The sequence below is a fragment of the uncultured Paracoccus sp. genome (assembly GCF_947487305.1).
Lineage (GTDB): Bacteria > Pseudomonadota > Alphaproteobacteria > Rhodobacterales > Rhodobacteraceae > Paracoccus.
The window spans coordinates 87952-101820 of sequence record NZ_CANKWH010000001.1 but is presented as its reverse complement, the minus strand read 5'-3'; the positions used below and the strand labels follow the sequence as shown (position 1 = coordinate 101820).

Sequence of the window (13869 nt, the reverse complement as noted above, 5' to 3'; positions counted from 1 at the left end):
AACAATCTTATACTTTAGGCCAAGCCCCGCGATATTTTCTTGCGTGACGGTTTTCATGCTGCTATGCAGCATCAGGATCGCAGCAAGGGGTTTGGGATGTTGGACAATCTTCCGCGTGGGACCATCGTCATCGAGGATCTCGAAATCGGCATGACCCGTTACCTGCAAAAGCAGGTGACAGACCACGATATCGAGCTGTTCGCCGAGGTCTCGACCGACCGCAACCCGGTGCATCTCGACGAGGCCTACGCGCAGGATACCATCTTCGAAGGCCGCATCGCCCACGGGATGCTGACCGCCGGGCTGATCTCGGCCGTCATCGGCGAGCAGCTGCCCGGTCACGGCACGGTCTATCTTGGCCAGACGCTGAAGTTCATGGCCCCGGTTCGCCCGGGCGACATGGTCCGCGCCGAGGTCTCGGTGCTGGATATTGACATGTCCAAGCGCCGCGTGACCCTTGCAACCCGCTGCCTCGTCGGTGATACGGTCGTCTTGAAGGGCGAGGCGGTGGTTCTGGCGCCAAGCCGCAAATTCGACTGAAGACGGGGTGCGGCGCGCGCCCCAGGGGGGCGCTGCCGTGCAGATCCATCATCACTGGACCGGATTGCCCGCCACCGCGCGCGGAACCAGCGCCGCCATGGGCAATTTCGACGGCGTGCACCTGGGCCATCGCTCGGTGATCGAGGCGGCGCATCGCGCCCAACCCGGCGCGGCGCTGTCGGTCATCACCTTCGAGCCCCATCCCCGCCAGTTCTTTGCCCGTGACGCCGCGCCCTTCCGGTTGATGAATGCCGAGGCGCGGGCCAACCGTCTGGCCCGGCTTGGTGTCGAACACCTGTTCGAACTGCCCTTCGGCCCGGTTCTGGCCGGCCTCTCGCCCGAGGCGTTCGCCCGGCAGGTGCTGTGTGACGGGCTGGGTCTCGCGCATGTGACCGTCGGGCAGGACTTCTGTTTCGGCAAGGGCCGCGCCGGCAGCGCCGAGACGCTGCAGGAGCTGGGGCGCGACATGGGCTTTGGCGTCACCATCGCGCCGCTGGTCGGGCGCGACGGCACCGATTTCAGCTCGACCGCGATCCGCGACGCGCTGGCCCAGGGCCGGGTGCGCGAGGCCGAGACGATGCTGGGCCATTGGCACCGGATCGAGGGCGAGGTGATCCATGGCGAAAAGCGCGGCCGGGAACTTGGCTGGCCCACTGCCAACATGTCGGTCGAGGGGCTGCATCTGCCCCGGCTCGGCGTCTATGCGGTGCTCGTCGATGTGCTGACCGGCCCGGATCGCGGCACCTACCAGGGCGTGGCCAGCCTTGGCGTGCGACCGATGTTCGGCGAGAACCGCCCCAACCTGGAAGTGAACCTGTTCGATTTCTCGGGCGATCTCTATGGCCAGCACCTGTCGGTGGCACTGGTCGATTTCCTGCGCGACGAGGCCAAGTTCGACGGGCTGCCGGCGCTGATCGCGCAGATCGAGGCCGATGCCGATCAGGCGCGGGCGATCCTGGCGGGGGTCTGATGCGTCCGCGTTTCTGGGAATTGCCGCTGGCCAAGCTCGACCCCGAGGAATGGGAGGCGCTGTGCGACGGCTGCGGCAAATGCTGCCTGAACAAGCTGGAATTCGAGGACCCGCCCGAGCTGGTCTTCACCCGCGTCGCCTGCCGGCTGCTCGACGGCCACGCCTGCCAGTGCACCTCCTATGCCAACCGCCACGATTACGTGCCCGATTGCGTGGTGCTGACGCCGAAGAAGCTGAAAGAGGTGGCCTATTGGCTGCCCGCGACCTGCGCCTATCGGCTGCGCCACGAGGGCAAGCCGCTGGAGAATTGGCATTACCTGATCTCGGGCGACCGCGAGACCATCCATCGCGCCGGCATCAGCATGCGCGACCGGACCATCAGCGAGGTCGAGGTCGATGAGGATGATTGGGAAGATTACATGATCGAGGATCTGTCGTGAATTTCGCCTCGGACAATGCCTGGTGCGCCCATCCGGCGGTGATGGCCGCGCTGACCGATGCCAATCAGGGCGCGATGATGGGCTATGGCGCCGATGCGGTGACTGCGGCGGCCGAGGCCGCGCTGCGCGAGGTGCTGGAGGCGCCCGAGGCCGTCATCCGCTTCGTCGCCACCGGCACGGCGGCGAACGCGCTGGTCTGCGCGCAACTGGCACCGGGTTTCGGGCGGATCTATTGCCATCAGGATGCCCATATCGAGACCAGCGAATGCGCCGCGCCCGAATTCTTTACCGGCGGCGCCAAGCTGGTGACGCTGCCCGGTCCGGGCGGCAAGATCGCCCCCGAGACGCTGACCGAGGCGATCCGGCGCGGGGCCGGCGGCGGCTTGAACGAGGGCCGCAACGCCATGGTCTCGATCACCAATGCGACCGAATGGGGTTCGCTTTACAGCGTCGCCGAAGTGACGGCGCTTGCCGAGATCGCCCATGCTGGCGGGCTGCCCTTGCACATGGACGGCGCACGCTTTGCCAATGCCGTCGCGGGTCTGGGGGTGACGGCGGCGGATCTGACCTGGCGCGCGGGCGTCGATGCGCTGTGTTTCGGCGGCACCAAGAACGGCGCGATGGGGGCCGAGGCGATGGTCTTCTTTGACGCGGCCCGGGCCGAGAATTTTGACTATCGCCGCAAGCAGACGGGCCACGTCTTTTCCAAGAACCGCTATCTGGCGGCGCAGATGCTGGCGCTGGCCACGGACGGGCTGTGGCTGGAACTGGGCCGGCTGGCGAACGCCAAGGCCGCGCGGCTGGCCGAGGGGATTCTGGCGGCGGGCGGCGGGCTGATCCTGCCGGTGCAGTCGAACGCGGTCTTTGCCACGATCCCCGCTGCCGCCCACCACCGGGCGCGTTCGGCTGGCGTGCGCTATCACCTCTGGCCCGACAAGAGCGCCGAGGGGCTGGACCCGGTGCCGCTGCGGCTGGTCACGGCCTGGGACACGCCCGACGAGGAGATCGAGGGGTTTTTGCGGCTGATCGGCTGACCTGAAGACCCGCCCGATGCGCAGCGCGGCACGCGCTGCCGGGCAGCGGACGACCGCCCCACGGGCGTCCGCTTCGGTGCCGTTCAGTGCTGAACAGCCGTTCGATATGGCGGCACCATAAAGTGACCTGTTCAGATGCCGGCAGCGGAAGCCCGCGGTCGTCCGCTGCCCGTCAGCCCTTCAGCGCCGCCAGCAGCATCCGCAGCGCGTGCTCGACGGTCGCCGCCCGCACATTGGCGCGGCCAATCGCACCGAATTCCACCGTCTCGACCCGCAGCCCCTGCGCCCCGGCCAGCCCGAAGCAGACCCGACCCTCGGGCTTGTGCTCGGACCCGCCCGGACCGGCGATGCCGGTGACGGCGACAGCATATTGCGCCTGCGAATGCGCCAGCGCGCCCATGGCCATCTCGGCGGCGATCTCTTCGCTGACGGCGCCATGAGCCTCCAGCGTCTCGGGCTTGATCCCCAACATCTGCATCTTGGCAGCATTGGAATAGGTGACGAAGCCGCGATCCACCACGTCCGAGGAGCCGGCGATCTCGGTCAGCGCGCCTATGATCAGCCCGCCGGTGCAGCTTTCTGCTGTGGCGATCATCGCGCCCTGTGCGCGGGCGGCTTCCAGAACCTCTGCCGCGAGGCTCATAGCATCAACGGGATGTGGAAGGCGGCGGCGGCGATCATCGTGGCGATGCCGGCGAAGAGGCCAGCCCAGAGGTCATCGGCCATCACCCCAACCGCATCCTTGCGCCGGTCGGCGCGGCCGACCAGCCAGGGCTTCCAGATGTCGAAAAGCCGGAAGAACAGGAAGGCCGCGACCCAGCCCGGATAGGGGAAACTGTCAGCGGGCAGGCCCGCGAACCAGAAGCCCGCCGAGGGGAAGCACAGCGCCAGCCATTGCCCGGCCACCTCGTCGATGACGATCTCGCTGCGATCGGGATCGGCCATGCCGGCGGTATAGCCCCGGACCGCCCAGAAACCGGCAAGGGTGACGGCAAGCGTCGCCAGCGCCAGCAGCGGGAAATGCCCGATGCGATGGATCAGCAGGCCAAGCGCCACGGCGACGGCCGAGCCCCATGTGCCGGGGGCGGGCTTCAGAAGCCCCGCGCCAAACCAGATGCTGAGAAGGCGCTGCATGCTCACGCTCCGATCAGGGTGCAGGTGGCGATGGCGGCGATGCCCTCGCGCCGGCCGGTGAAACCGAGTTGCTCCGAGGTGGTGGCCTTGACGCTGACGCGGCCCGTCTCGACGCCCATGATCGCCGCCAGCCGATCCTGCATGGCCAGCGCATGCGGGCCGATCTTCGGCGCCTCGCAAACCAGCGTTACATCGGCATTGCCAAGGCGGAAGCCGCGCGCGCGGAACAACTCGGCCGCATGCGCCAGGAAGATGGCGCTGTCAGCGCCCTTCCATTGCGGGTCAGAGGGCGGGAAATGGCGGCCAATGTCCCCCTCGGCCAGCGCGCCATAGATCGCGTCGGTCAGCGCGTGCATGCCCACATCGGCGTCGGAATGGCCGACCAGCCCGTGGTCATGCGGGATCTGCACGCCACAGAGCCAGACATGATCGCCGGGGCCAAGCGCGTGAACGTCATAGCCATTGCCCATGCGGATATCCATGCCGCCTCCCAGAATGCGCTCGGCCCGGGCGAAATCCGGGGCAAAGGTGATCTTCACATTATCCTCGTCGCCCAGGGTGATGGCGACCGGGATGCCGGATTTGCGCGCCAGTTCCACATCGTCGGCGGCATCCTGCGGGTGGTCACGAAGGGCCTTGGATATTTGGACGAGCGAGAAACCCTGCGGGGTCTGCGCCCGAAACAGACCCTCGCGCGAGGCGGTGCCGGTGACGCTGCCGCCCTCGCCACGCCAGAGCGCATCGGTGACGGGCAAGGCCGGGGCGGCGGCCTCGGCCCCCGCTTGCAGCGCGGCGATGACGCCGTCGATCACCGCATCGCTGACCAGCGGCCTTGCGCCGTCATGGATCAGCACATGGGTGATCTCGCTGCCCTGCAGGCTGTCCAGCGCCGCGCGGACGCTGGCGGCGCGGGTCTCGCCGCCGGTCAGGATCGTCACCTGTCCGGCGAAGAGATCCAGCGCGCGGGCCATGTCCTCGGGATGAACGGTCAGGATCACCCGCTCGAACCCAGCAAAGCGGTCGAGCGTATGGGCGAGAACCGGTCGGCCTCGCAACGCGCGCCATTGCTTGGGCTCACCGCCCCCCGCCCGAGTGCCGCGACCGGCGGCGGTGATTATGGCGGCATAGCCTTTCGGGGCGGCAACCGTCATGCGTGATCGGGCATGTCGCCCCTGATCGCGGTCGCGAAGGCGCTGCGGTAGAGGGCCGAAAGTTCGGCCAGATCGCCCGCATCCTCGCCCATCTGCACCGCCAGCCCGCCGAAACTGCCGACCTGCGCTGCCGGCACATCGGCGGCCTCGGCGGCTTTCAGCAACGCCTCGGCGCCTTCGGCATCGGTGGCGACCAGATAGCGGGCCTGATCCTCGCCGAACAATTGGCCGATCTCGCCGCTGTCGAGACGAAGCCCGATACCCGCACCTTCCGCCATCTCGAACGCGGCCAGCGCCAGCCCGCCATCCGACAGGTCGGCGCAGGCGCGGATATGGCTGCGATTGGCACGGATGAATTCGCCATGCGTGCGCTCGGCCAACAGATCGACATGCGGGGCATCGCCCGCCTCGATCCCGAAGGCCTCGGCGGCCAGTGCCGACTGGCCCAGATGGCCGTCGGTCCTGCCGATGACGATGGCGACATGGCCATCTTCGGGCAGGCCGGCGATCAGATTGTCAAGGTTGTCGATCAGCCCGACGCCGCCGATCGTGGGCGTGGGCAGGATGCCGGTGCCGTCGGTCTCGTTGTAGAGGGACACGTTGCCCGAGACGATGGGGAAGTCCAGCGCCGCGCAGGCCGCGCCGATGCCCTTCACCGCGCCGACGAACTGGCCCATGATCTCGGGCTTCTCGGGATTGCCGAAATTCAGGTTGTCGGTGGTGGCCAAGGGCAGCGCGCCCACGGCGGAAAGGTTGCGATAGGCTTCGGCCACCGCCTGCTTGCCGCCCTCGAAAGGGTTGGCCTTCACATAGCGCGGGGTCACGTCGCTGGTGAAGGCGAGCGCCTTTTGCGTGCCATGAACGCGGACCACGCCCGCCCCCATGCCGGGGCGGCGGATCGTGTCGGCGCCGACCTGCGTGTCATACTGTTCCCAGACCCAGCCCTTGTGCGCATGGGAGGGCGAGCCGATCAATTTGCGCAGCGCCGCGATCGGGGTGATCGGGGGCAGGGCGGGCATCGCCTGCGCCGCCGGAGTCTCGACCCAGGGACGGTCATATTCCGGCGCGCTGGAGGAGAGTTTCGACAGCGGCAGATCGGCCTTCACCTCGTTCCCGTGCAGGATCAGGAAACGGTCCTCGGGGATGGTCTCGCCGACGATGGCGAAATCGAGATCCCATTTGACGAAGATCGCCCGCGCTTCGGCCTCTTTCTCGGGCTTCAGCACCATCAGCATGCGTTCCTGGGATTCCGACAGCATCATCTCGTAGGCGGTCATGTCGGTTTCGCGCTGCGGCACGGCGTCCAGTTGCAGCTTGATCCCAAGCCCGCCCTTGTCGCCCATCTCGACCGCCGAGCAGGTCAGCCCCGCCGCGCCCATGTCCTGGATCGAGATCACCGATCCCGAGGCCATCAGCTCGAGGCAGGCTTCCAGCAGGCATTTCTCGGTGAAGGGGTCGCCGACCTGAACGGTGGGGCGCTTTTCCTCGATCGTGTCGTCGAACTCGGCGGATGCCATGGTCGCCCCGCCGACGCCGTCGCGCCCGGTCTTGGCACCCAGATAGACGACCGGCATGCCGACGCCCGAGGCGGCCGAGTAGAAGATCTTGTCGGCATCGGCCAGACCGGCGGCAAAGGCATTGACCAGGCAGTTGCCGTCATAGCTGCGATGGAAGCGAACCTCGCCGCCCACATTCGGCACGCCGAAGGCATTGCCATACGCGCCGATCCCCTCGACTACGCCCTTTACCAGATGCGGGGTCTTGGGGTGCTCGGGCCGGCCGAAGCTCAGCGAATCCATCGCCGCGATCGGGCGTGCGCCCATGGTGAAAACATCGCGCAGGATGCCGCCGACGCCGGTCGCGGCGCCCTGATGCGGCTCGATATAGCTGGGGTGGTTGTGGCTCTCCATCTTGAAGACCACGGCCTGACCGTCGCCGATATCGACGACGCCCGCGTTCTCGCCGGGGCCGCAGATGACCTGCGGGCCAGAGGTGGGCAGGGTGCGCAGCCATTTCTTCGATGATTTGTAGGAACAATGCTCGTTCCACATGGCCGAGAAGATGCCAAGCTCGGTAAAGCTCGGTTCGCGCCCGATGATCTGCAGGATGCGGTCATATTCGTCGGGCTTCAGCCCGTGCGCGGCGATCAGATCCGGGGTGATCGACGGTTCCTGCATGTCATGCGCCCTTTGCGGTCATCGGGGAATTCGCCGCCTTTTAGGCGCTGCGGCGGGCAAGGGAAAGGGGCGATGGTTTTCCCCGATGACCCCGGGGCGGGGTTCTTCCGCTTTGACTACGCCCCTTCCGCCAGGTGGTTCTTCAGCCAGCGATGGGCGAAGCCGATCTTCTGCCGCATCGGGGTGGTCAGCACGAAGGGATACAAGTCCGCATTGTCCAGCGCGCGGTTGATGTCGTTCACCGCGATGGCGACGCGGGCGGCGATGTCCAGAAGCGCCTCGGTGTCATCGGCGGCATAGGCGTCGAAACCCTCGGGCAGGTCGGGCATCGAAAGGCCCGTGCTGACGAAACTGTCGGTCATGTCCACCAGATGCAGCAGATGGGCGACGGTCTCGGCCCAGTCCTCATGCGGATGGGCGCCGGCATAGGGGGTGATGAAATCGCTGCTCCGGTCCGGCGGGGCGGCATAGTAGGTCTGCAGCGCCAGACCGTAATCGGCGCGCTCGTCCCCGAAAAGCGCGCGGAAACCCGGCAGGAAATCCGGCGCAACGGCCAGCCGGTCGAAGAAGAAATGCGCCAGCTCGTGGCGGAAATGCCCGACCATGCTGCGATATTGCTCGCCCAGTTCCTGCCGGCGCTGCAGCCGGATCAACTCGTCTGCCTCGGTCACGTTGATGGTGATCTCGCCGCCCATATGGCCCATGGTGATCTGCTGGACGCGGCCCCCCATATCCTCGGAGAGCATCAGGAAACGCGGGCGCGGGCCGGGATCGGCGGCAGTGAACCAGTTCCACTTGGCGACATTGGCCAGCACCCATCGCTTGGCGCGCTCGGCCCGGTTCAGCAGCTGGATATTGTTGCCGGCGCTGAGATTGGGCACCACCTGCGACAGCGCGCAGGAGGCGCAGAAGCCGCCGAACTCGCCCGCGATCCAGTTGCAGGCGATCGGGCCGCGATTGGGGCAGGGCGGGGCGGCGTTCAGCATCAGGGCCTCGCCGGGGTCGAAATAGAGGTCGTGGCCACAGGGACAGCTGAGGCTGTGGAAATAGGCGCGGCGGCCGCAGGCGGGACAGGCAAAGCGTTGCATGGGCGGGCAGGGTTCCTTTCGCGGGACAATGCCTTGCGGGCCGGGCGGGTTCCGGGTCATGATCACGGGAACGACACCTGTCGCCAACCCCTGCATCGCTTGACTTGCCCGCCCGAATCCGCCATATAGCCGCGGACCGGCCAGGCAACCGCTTTTGGCCGGTGCGTTATTTTCAACACCACCCAATCGACAGGGTGCGCTGTCCGACGGCGGGTCTGACCCGGCAACACCTGCGCAGGCAGGGGCCACAGGACGCGGCAAATGAAGGAAGACAAGGCATGTTCGCGGTTCTGAAAACCGGTGGCAAGCAGTACAAGGTGCAGGCGGGTGACGTCGTGCGCGTCGAGAAACTGGCCGCCAACGCAGGCGATACCGTCCAGTTCAACGAGATTCTGATGGTCGGCTCGACCCTCGGCGCGCCGCTGGTGGCGGGTGCCGGCGTGCAGGCCGAAGTGATCGAGCAGATCAAGGCTGACAAGGTCATCACCTATGTCAAGCGCCGCCGCAAGCACAGCTCGCAGCGCACCCGTGGCCACCGCCAGCAACTGACGCTGCTGCGAGTGACCGAGGTGCTGGAATCGGGCGCCGACAAGTCGGGCGTGAAGGAAGCCATCGGCTTCCGCACCGCCGGCGCGTCCTTCGTCGCGGCCCCGGCTGACGAGAAGAAGCCGGCCGCCAAGGCGAAGCCCGCTGCCAAGGCCAAGAAACCCGCCAAGGCGAAGGCCGAGGCTGCTGACGCCGCCGCGCCCGCCAAGGCGGCGAAGAAGCCGGCCAAGGCCAAGAAAGCCGCCGCCGAGACTTCGGACGAAGCCTGATCGCTGCTGGGGCCCCGATGGCCCCGCTGAACGGAACAAGTCGGCCGGTTGATCCGGCCAGAGTGCAAGAGGACTAAAGTCATGGCACACAAGAAAGCAGGCGGTTCGTCCCGCAACGGCCGCGACTCGGCCGGTCGTCGTCTCGGCGTCAAGCTGTATGGCGGTCAGGAAGCCATCGCCGGCAACATCATCGTGCGTCAGCGCGGCACCAAGATGTGGGCCGGCGCCAATGTCGGCATGGGCAAGGATCACACCCTGTTCGCCCTGACCGATGGTGCGGTAAGCTTCAGCAAGGGCCTGAAGGGCCGCACCTTCGTCTCGATTATGCCCGCCAATATCGAGGCAGCCGAATAACGGCCGATTGAGATACGTACGGTATCGGGGGATCGGCTCAGCCGGTCCCCCTTTTCATTTTCGCCGCCGTGTTCTGGCGGCACCCGGGAGGAACATTCACATGGTTGATCTGGCCCCCGCCACGTCGATCCAGCCGACAATCGAGACGCCGCGCTTTCTGCTGCGTCCGCTGCGCCCGTCCGATGCCGGGCTTCTGGCCCATTACACCGCCGACAAGCGCGTGGCCGAGGGCACCCGTGCCATCCCCCATCCGCTGCCGCCCGGCGCCTCGGAAGGCTTCATCAAGCGCGCGCTCGCGCCCGAGCGTGGCGAGGATGTCTGGGCCATCGACGGCAGCGCCAATCGTCTGGCCGAACTGCTGGGCGTGATCTCGCTGACCCGGCTCGAGGAGCAGCAATCCGAACTGGGTTTCTGGATTGGCGCCGGCTTCTGGAACACCGGCTTTGCCACCGAGGCGGTCGAGGCGCTGGTAGCCGCGAACCCGCATGGCGCGCGCACGCTCTTCGCCGAGGCGTTTCAGGACAATCCCGGTTCGGCCCGCGTTCTGACCAATTGCGGCTTTGCCTATCTGGGCGATGCCGAAAGCTGGTCGGTGGCGCGGCAGGCCCGTGTGCCGACCTGGACCTATCTGCGCCGGATGGACTGAGCGGCTGGCAGCTGAACAGCTACCTGGCCCGGAATCAAGGTGCGCAGCACCGCCGGGCCAGCGGCCTGCCGTCCCGGCGGCTGGCCGCTCTGGTGACCACCCGCGCCGTGCAGTTGTTCGATATGCTGGTGCCATAAAGCTCTGTCGTTCGGCCGCCGCAGCGTCCATCCACGGCAGGCCGCCGGCCCTCGGTCACGCTTTTCCCACCCGAAAGCCGTAGCCCAGATCTGCACGATCTGCAAAAAAGCCGTCGCGTTCCTCGCGGCGGCTCTTTTCGTGACGTGGATGGCTTCCTAGCTATCTGCCATGACACATGCGATCCCCTATTCCGTTCTCGACCTGTCGCCCGTGCCCGAGGGCTCGGATGCCGGACAGGCCATCGCCAATACGCTGGACCTCGCTGCGAAAGCCGAGGGCTGGGGTTATCACCGCTACTGGATGGCCGAGCATCACAACATGCCCGGCATCGCCAGCGCCGCGACCGCCGTGCTGATCGGCCTTGTCGCCGCCAAGACCAAGACGATCCGCGTTGGCTCGGGCGGAATCATGCTGCCCAATCACGCGCCGCTGACCGTGGCCGAGGCCTTCGGCACGCTGGCTACCGCCTTTCCCGGTCGCATCGATCTGGGGCTGGGCCGAGCGCCCGGCGGCGATGGCGCGGTGATCCGGGCGCTGCGCCGCGACCCGATGGCAGACAGCTTCCCGCAGGATGTGGTCGAACTGATGGAGTATCTCGGCCCCGAGCGGCCGGGCGCCGCCGTGCGCGCGCTGCCCGGCGAGGGCACCAATGTGCCGATCTGGATTCTCGGCAGTTCGCTCTTCGGTGCGCAGCTGGCCGCCTATCTGGGCCTGCCCTATGCCTTTGCCAGCCATTTCGCCCCCGGCGATCTGGACGATGCGGTCAAGATCTACCGCGAGCGGTTCAAGCCCACGGCGCAGAACCCCGAGCCGCGCTTCATGCTGGCCGCGAATGTCTTTGCCGCCGACAGCACCGATGAGGCGCAATATCTGAAGACCACGATGATGCAGGCCTTCGCCAAGCTGCGCACGGGGATGCCGGGCAAGCTGCCGGCGCCGGTGCGCGACATTGATGCGGTGATCCCGCCGGCCATGCGCCGCGGCGTCGACGAGGCCATGCGGATCAGCGCCATCGGCACGCGTGACCAGGTGCGCGACCAGCTGGCCACTCTGATCGACCGCTATCAGCCCGACGAGGTGATCCTGACCGGCCAGATCCACGACCATGCCGCACGGCTGCACAGTTTCGAGCTGGCCGCCGAGGCGATGCAGTCGCTGGCCGGGGCACGCCCCGCCGCGAAGGCTGCTGTCTGACGCGCGCCGCGAAGGCGGCGATCTGACCGCCCGAGCGCTTAGAAGATGAAATCGCCTGCATCGAGAAGGCCGATGCGGGCGTGATCCAGCAGGACCGAAGTGCCATCGGGCAGGGCGATATGCACATCGTCCCCGAGCTGTCGGCAATAGCGCCTGAGCTCGGCAAAGCTGTCCATGCCGCTGCTGTCGAGGAAGGCCAGCCGGTCAATGCCGTTCTGCCAGCCGATGACCGTGTCGCGTCCGCCCTTGCCCTCGAAATAGAAGACATCGGCGCCGGTGCCACCGGCCAGCCGGTCATGACCAGCGGCACCACGCAGATAGTCGTTTCCCGCACCGCCCAGCAGCAGATCATCTCCCGCCCCGCCGCTGAGCGCGTCATTCCCGTCGCCGCCCTGCAGATTGTCGTTCTGGTTGTCGCCCGCCAGCCGATCATTTCCCGCCTCGCCCAGCAGGGTATCGGCGCCGTCGCCGCCGGTCATCAGGTCATCTTCGGTAGCGGCCGCCAGCCAGTCATTGCCGACCCCGCCCCACAGGCTGTCGCGCCCTGCGCCACCCAGAGCCGTATCATCGCCAGCGCCGCCCGCCAGCAGGTCATTGCCGATGCCGCCCTCCAGCCGGTCATGGCCATCCTCGCCGTAAAGCCGGTCATCGCCCGCCTCGCCCAGCAGCGTGTCGGCATCGCCGGCCCCCAGCAGCAGGTCGTGGTCGGTTGATCCCCACAGCCGGTCACTGCCGCTGCCGCCGGTCAGGCTGTCGCGCTCGGATCCGCCCAGCAGCACGTCGTTGCCGGCCCCACCCGACAGCAGGTCGCTGCCGGGCCCGCCCTCCAGCCGGTCGATTCCGTCCTCGCCGTAAAGCCGGTCATTGCCGGCATCGCCCAGCAACAGGTCATCGCCGGCCCCGCCGTAGAGGCTGTCCAGACCGCCGCCGCCCTGAAGCCGGTCGATGCCGCCATAGCCGGCAAGCAGGTTGTTGCCCGCGTTTCCCAGCAGCTGGTTGGGTTGGCCATTGCCGCGCAGCGTGTAGCCCGCCGAGCCCAGAAGCGTCGCGTGCTCGAGATTGGCAAAGACGCCGTTCAACTGGATCGAGGCGGCGATGCGCAGCAGGTCCACCCCCTGTCCCCCAAGTTCGATAATCACATCGCCCGGATCATCGACCTGGTAAATGTCATTGCCCATGCCGCCCGACAGCGTGTCGTTCCCCGCCCCGCCGATCAGCTCGTCATCGCCCTCGCCGCCGGTGAGCCGGTCATTGCCGTCGCCCCCTTCCAGCCGGTCAGGGCCTGCCCCGCCGTCGATCAGGTCATTGCCGCCCCGACCGGACAGCCGGTTCGCCCCAGCATTGCCGGTCAGAAGGTTGTCGATGTCACCGCCCCAGCCGCTCAGCGCGGCCATGCCCAGCAGCACCAGTTCCTCGACCTGCCCTGTGGCACTGACGAGATCATAGCTGACGGTGCTTTCCACCCGGTCCTGCCCGGCAGTCTCGCTCACCCGATCGCCGGGCGCATCGACGACGAAGATGTCATCGCCCGTCCCGCCCTCCATCAGGTCGGAGCCGCTGCCGCCGTTCAGCCGGTCATTGCCGTCTTGACCGAAAAGGCGGTCATCGCCGGACTGACCGCTGATCTGGTTTTCCTCGCCATTGCCGATGATCAGGTTGGCGATGTCATTGCCCTGCAGGATCAGGTTGCCGGCCCCAATGGCGAAAAGCTCTTCGACCTCGGCGGCCTGATCCAGCAGCGAGAAACTGCAAAGGGCAAGGACCCGGTCATAGCCGCCGGCCGGCCCCGCGACCTCGATGATGATCTCGCCGGGCTGGTAGACGAAGTAAAGATCATCACCCGCGCCGCCGACAAGCAGGTTGATCCCCGTCCCGCCATCCAGAACGTCGCCGCCGTTGCCGCCCTCCAGCGTGTCATTGTCCGCGTCGCCGTAAAGACTGTCATCTCCGTCGCCGCCCTGCAGCAGGTCGTCGCCATCAAGCGCGGTGATCTGGTCGCCGCCGCCCAGGCCCCGGATCAGGTCGGCGCCGCTGCTTCCGATCAGCAGGTTGTCACCCGCGTCGCCGTCGAGACTGGCCGGATCAGACATGATTGCCCCCTTCGCGGTTGAGACAGGCTGCAGGCTAGCAGCCTCCGCCTAATCCCCGGTTAATCGCCGCCGCGCCGGGGACAGCCGGTCGCATTGAC

At 67.1% G+C, this 13869-nt stretch carries 14 protein-coding genes; 8 read left to right on the top strand and 6 right to left on the bottom strand.

Annotated features, from left to right (window positions below):
- Nucleotides 1-96 precede the first annotated feature (96 nt).
- Genes Q1A36_RS00545 through Q1A36_RS00530 form a run of 4 tightly spaced genes read left to right on the top strand, consistent with a single transcriptional unit; the run spans nucleotide 97 to nucleotide 2984 of the window.
- Nucleotides 97-540: a MaoC family dehydratase gene (locus tag Q1A36_RS00545; RefSeq protein WP_101754108.1), complete on the top strand. Its 444-nt coding sequence runs from the start codon at nucleotides 97-99 to the stop codon at nucleotides 538-540.
- A 37-nt stretch (nucleotides 541-577) separates the two neighbouring features.
- The gene (locus Q1A36_RS00540; protein WP_299838207.1) at nucleotides 578-1510 is read left to right on the top strand and encodes a bifunctional riboflavin kinase/FAD synthetase; all 933 of its coding nucleotides are present in this window, start codon (nucleotides 578-580) and stop codon (nucleotides 1508-1510) included.
- Complete coding sequence (locus tag Q1A36_RS00535; RefSeq protein WP_299838204.1) at nucleotides 1510-1950, top strand: YcgN family cysteine cluster protein; 441 nt, start codon at nucleotides 1510-1512, stop codon at nucleotides 1948-1950. The genes Q1A36_RS00540 and Q1A36_RS00535 overlap by 1 nt, the downstream gene beginning before the upstream one ends.
- Complete coding sequence (locus Q1A36_RS00530; RefSeq protein WP_299838201.1) at nucleotides 1947-2984, top strand: beta-eliminating lyase-related protein; 1038 nt, start codon at nucleotides 1947-1949, stop codon at nucleotides 2982-2984. The genes Q1A36_RS00535 and Q1A36_RS00530 overlap by 4 nt, the downstream gene beginning before the upstream one ends.
- A 172-nt stretch (nucleotides 2985-3156) precedes the next feature.
- Here the strand turns inward: Q1A36_RS00530 and Q1A36_RS00525 are convergent, their stop codons facing one another.
- From Q1A36_RS00525 to Q1A36_RS00505, 5 genes are all read right to left on the bottom strand, one after another.
- Nucleotides 3157-3627, bottom strand: coding sequence for a CinA family protein (locus Q1A36_RS00525; RefSeq protein WP_299838198.1), 471 nt, complete (start codon nucleotides 3625-3627; stop codon nucleotides 3157-3159).
- Complete coding sequence (locus Q1A36_RS00520; protein WP_299838196.1) at nucleotides 3624-4118, bottom strand: phosphatidylglycerophosphatase A; 495 nt, start codon at nucleotides 4116-4118, stop codon at nucleotides 3624-3626. Before Q1A36_RS00520 ends, Q1A36_RS00525 begins: the two co-directional genes overlap by 4 nt.
- Nucleotides 4119-4120: 2 nt before the next feature.
- Nucleotides 4121-5269 carry a bifunctional 2-C-methyl-D-erythritol 4-phosphate cytidylyltransferase/2-C-methyl-D-erythritol 2,4-cyclodiphosphate synthase gene (locus Q1A36_RS00515; protein WP_299838194.1) on the bottom strand — a complete coding sequence of 383 codons (1149 nt, stop codon included), beginning with the start codon at nucleotides 5267-5269 and terminating at the stop codon, nucleotides 4121-4123.
- Nucleotides 5266-7446, bottom strand: a complete 2181-nt coding sequence (gene purL / locus Q1A36_RS00510; RefSeq protein WP_299838191.1) for a phosphoribosylformylglycinamidine synthase subunit PurL — start codon at nucleotides 7444-7446, stop codon at nucleotides 5266-5268. The genes Q1A36_RS00515 and purL overlap by 4 nt, the downstream gene beginning before the upstream one ends.
- 116 nt (nucleotides 7447-7562) lie before the next feature.
- Nucleotides 7563-8534 carry a putative zinc-binding metallopeptidase gene (locus Q1A36_RS00505; protein ID WP_299838188.1) on the bottom strand — a complete coding sequence of 324 codons (972 nt, stop codon included), beginning with the start codon at nucleotides 8532-8534 and terminating at the stop codon, nucleotides 7563-7565.
- A 278-nt stretch (nucleotides 8535-8812) separates the two neighbouring features.
- Here Q1A36_RS00505 and rplU point away from each other — a divergent pair, with 278 nt between their 5' ends.
- From rplU to Q1A36_RS00485, 4 genes are all read left to right on the top strand, one after another.
- Complete coding sequence (gene rplU / locus Q1A36_RS00500; RefSeq protein ID WP_299838184.1) at nucleotides 8813-9349, top strand: 50S ribosomal protein L21; 537 nt, start codon at nucleotides 8813-8815, stop codon at nucleotides 9347-9349.
- Nucleotides 9350-9430: 81 nt separating this feature from the next.
- The gene (rpmA, locus tag Q1A36_RS00495) at nucleotides 9431-9703 is read left to right on the top strand and encodes a 50S ribosomal protein L27 (protein WP_299838181.1); all 273 of its coding nucleotides are present in this window, start codon (nucleotides 9431-9433) and stop codon (nucleotides 9701-9703) included.
- Nucleotides 9704-9803: 100 nt separating this feature from the next.
- Nucleotides 9804-10349: a GNAT family N-acetyltransferase gene (locus Q1A36_RS00490; RefSeq protein ID WP_299838178.1), complete on the top strand. Its 546-nt coding sequence runs from the start codon at nucleotides 9804-9806 to the stop codon at nucleotides 10347-10349.
- 318 nt (nucleotides 10350-10667) lie between these two features.
- On the top strand, nucleotides 10668-11681 hold the full coding sequence (locus Q1A36_RS00485; protein WP_299839295.1) for an LLM class flavin-dependent oxidoreductase: 1014 nt from the start codon (nucleotides 10668-10670) through the stop codon (nucleotides 11679-11681).
- 38 nt (nucleotides 11682-11719) lie between these two features.
- Here the strand turns inward: Q1A36_RS00485 and Q1A36_RS00480 are convergent, their stop codons facing one another.
- On the bottom strand, nucleotides 11720-13771 hold the full coding sequence (locus Q1A36_RS00480) for a calcium-binding protein (RefSeq protein ID WP_299838175.1): 2052 nt from the start codon (nucleotides 13769-13771) through the stop codon (nucleotides 11720-11722).
- Between the last annotated feature and the right edge of the window lie 98 nt (nucleotides 13772-13869).

Bases quoted from the DNA above. Each gene is read 5' to 3' on its own strand.
- Q1A36_RS00545 (WP_101754108.1), top strand. From the start codon at position 97: ATGTTGGACAATCTTCCGCGTGGGACCATCGTCATCGAGGATCTCGAA.
- Q1A36_RS00535 (WP_299838204.1), top strand. From the start codon at position 1,510: ATGCGTCCGCGTTTCTGGGAATTGCCGCTGGCCAAGCTCGACCCCGAG.
- Q1A36_RS00525 (WP_299838198.1), bottom strand. From the start codon at position 3,627: ATGAGCCTCGCGGCAGAGGTTCTGGAAGCCGCCCGCGCACAGGGCGCG.
- Q1A36_RS00520 (WP_299838196.1), bottom strand. From the start codon at position 4,118: ATGCAGCGCCTTCTCAGCATCTGGTTTGGCGCGGGGCTTCTGAAGCCC.
- Q1A36_RS00515 (WP_299838194.1), bottom strand. From the start codon at position 5,269: ATGACGGTTGCCGCCCCGAAAGGCTATGCCGCCATAATCACCGCCGCC.
- purL (WP_299838191.1), bottom strand. From the start codon at position 7,446: ATGCAGGAACCGTCGATCACCCCGGATCTGATCGCCGCGCACGGGCTG.
- Q1A36_RS00505 (WP_299838188.1), bottom strand. From the start codon at position 8,534: ATGCAACGCTTTGCCTGTCCCGCCTGCGGCCGCCGCGCCTATTTCCAC.
- rplU (WP_299838184.1), top strand. From the start codon at position 8,813: ATGTTCGCGGTTCTGAAAACCGGTGGCAAGCAGTACAAGGTGCAGGCG.
- rpmA (WP_299838181.1), top strand. From the start codon at position 9,431: ATGGCACACAAGAAAGCAGGCGGTTCGTCCCGCAACGGCCGCGACTCG.
- Q1A36_RS00490 (WP_299838178.1), top strand. From the start codon at position 9,804: ATGGTTGATCTGGCCCCCGCCACGTCGATCCAGCCGACAATCGAGACG.
- Q1A36_RS00480 (WP_299838175.1), bottom strand. From the start codon at position 13,771: ATGTCTGATCCGGCCAGTCTCGACGGCGACGCGGGTGACAACCTGCTG.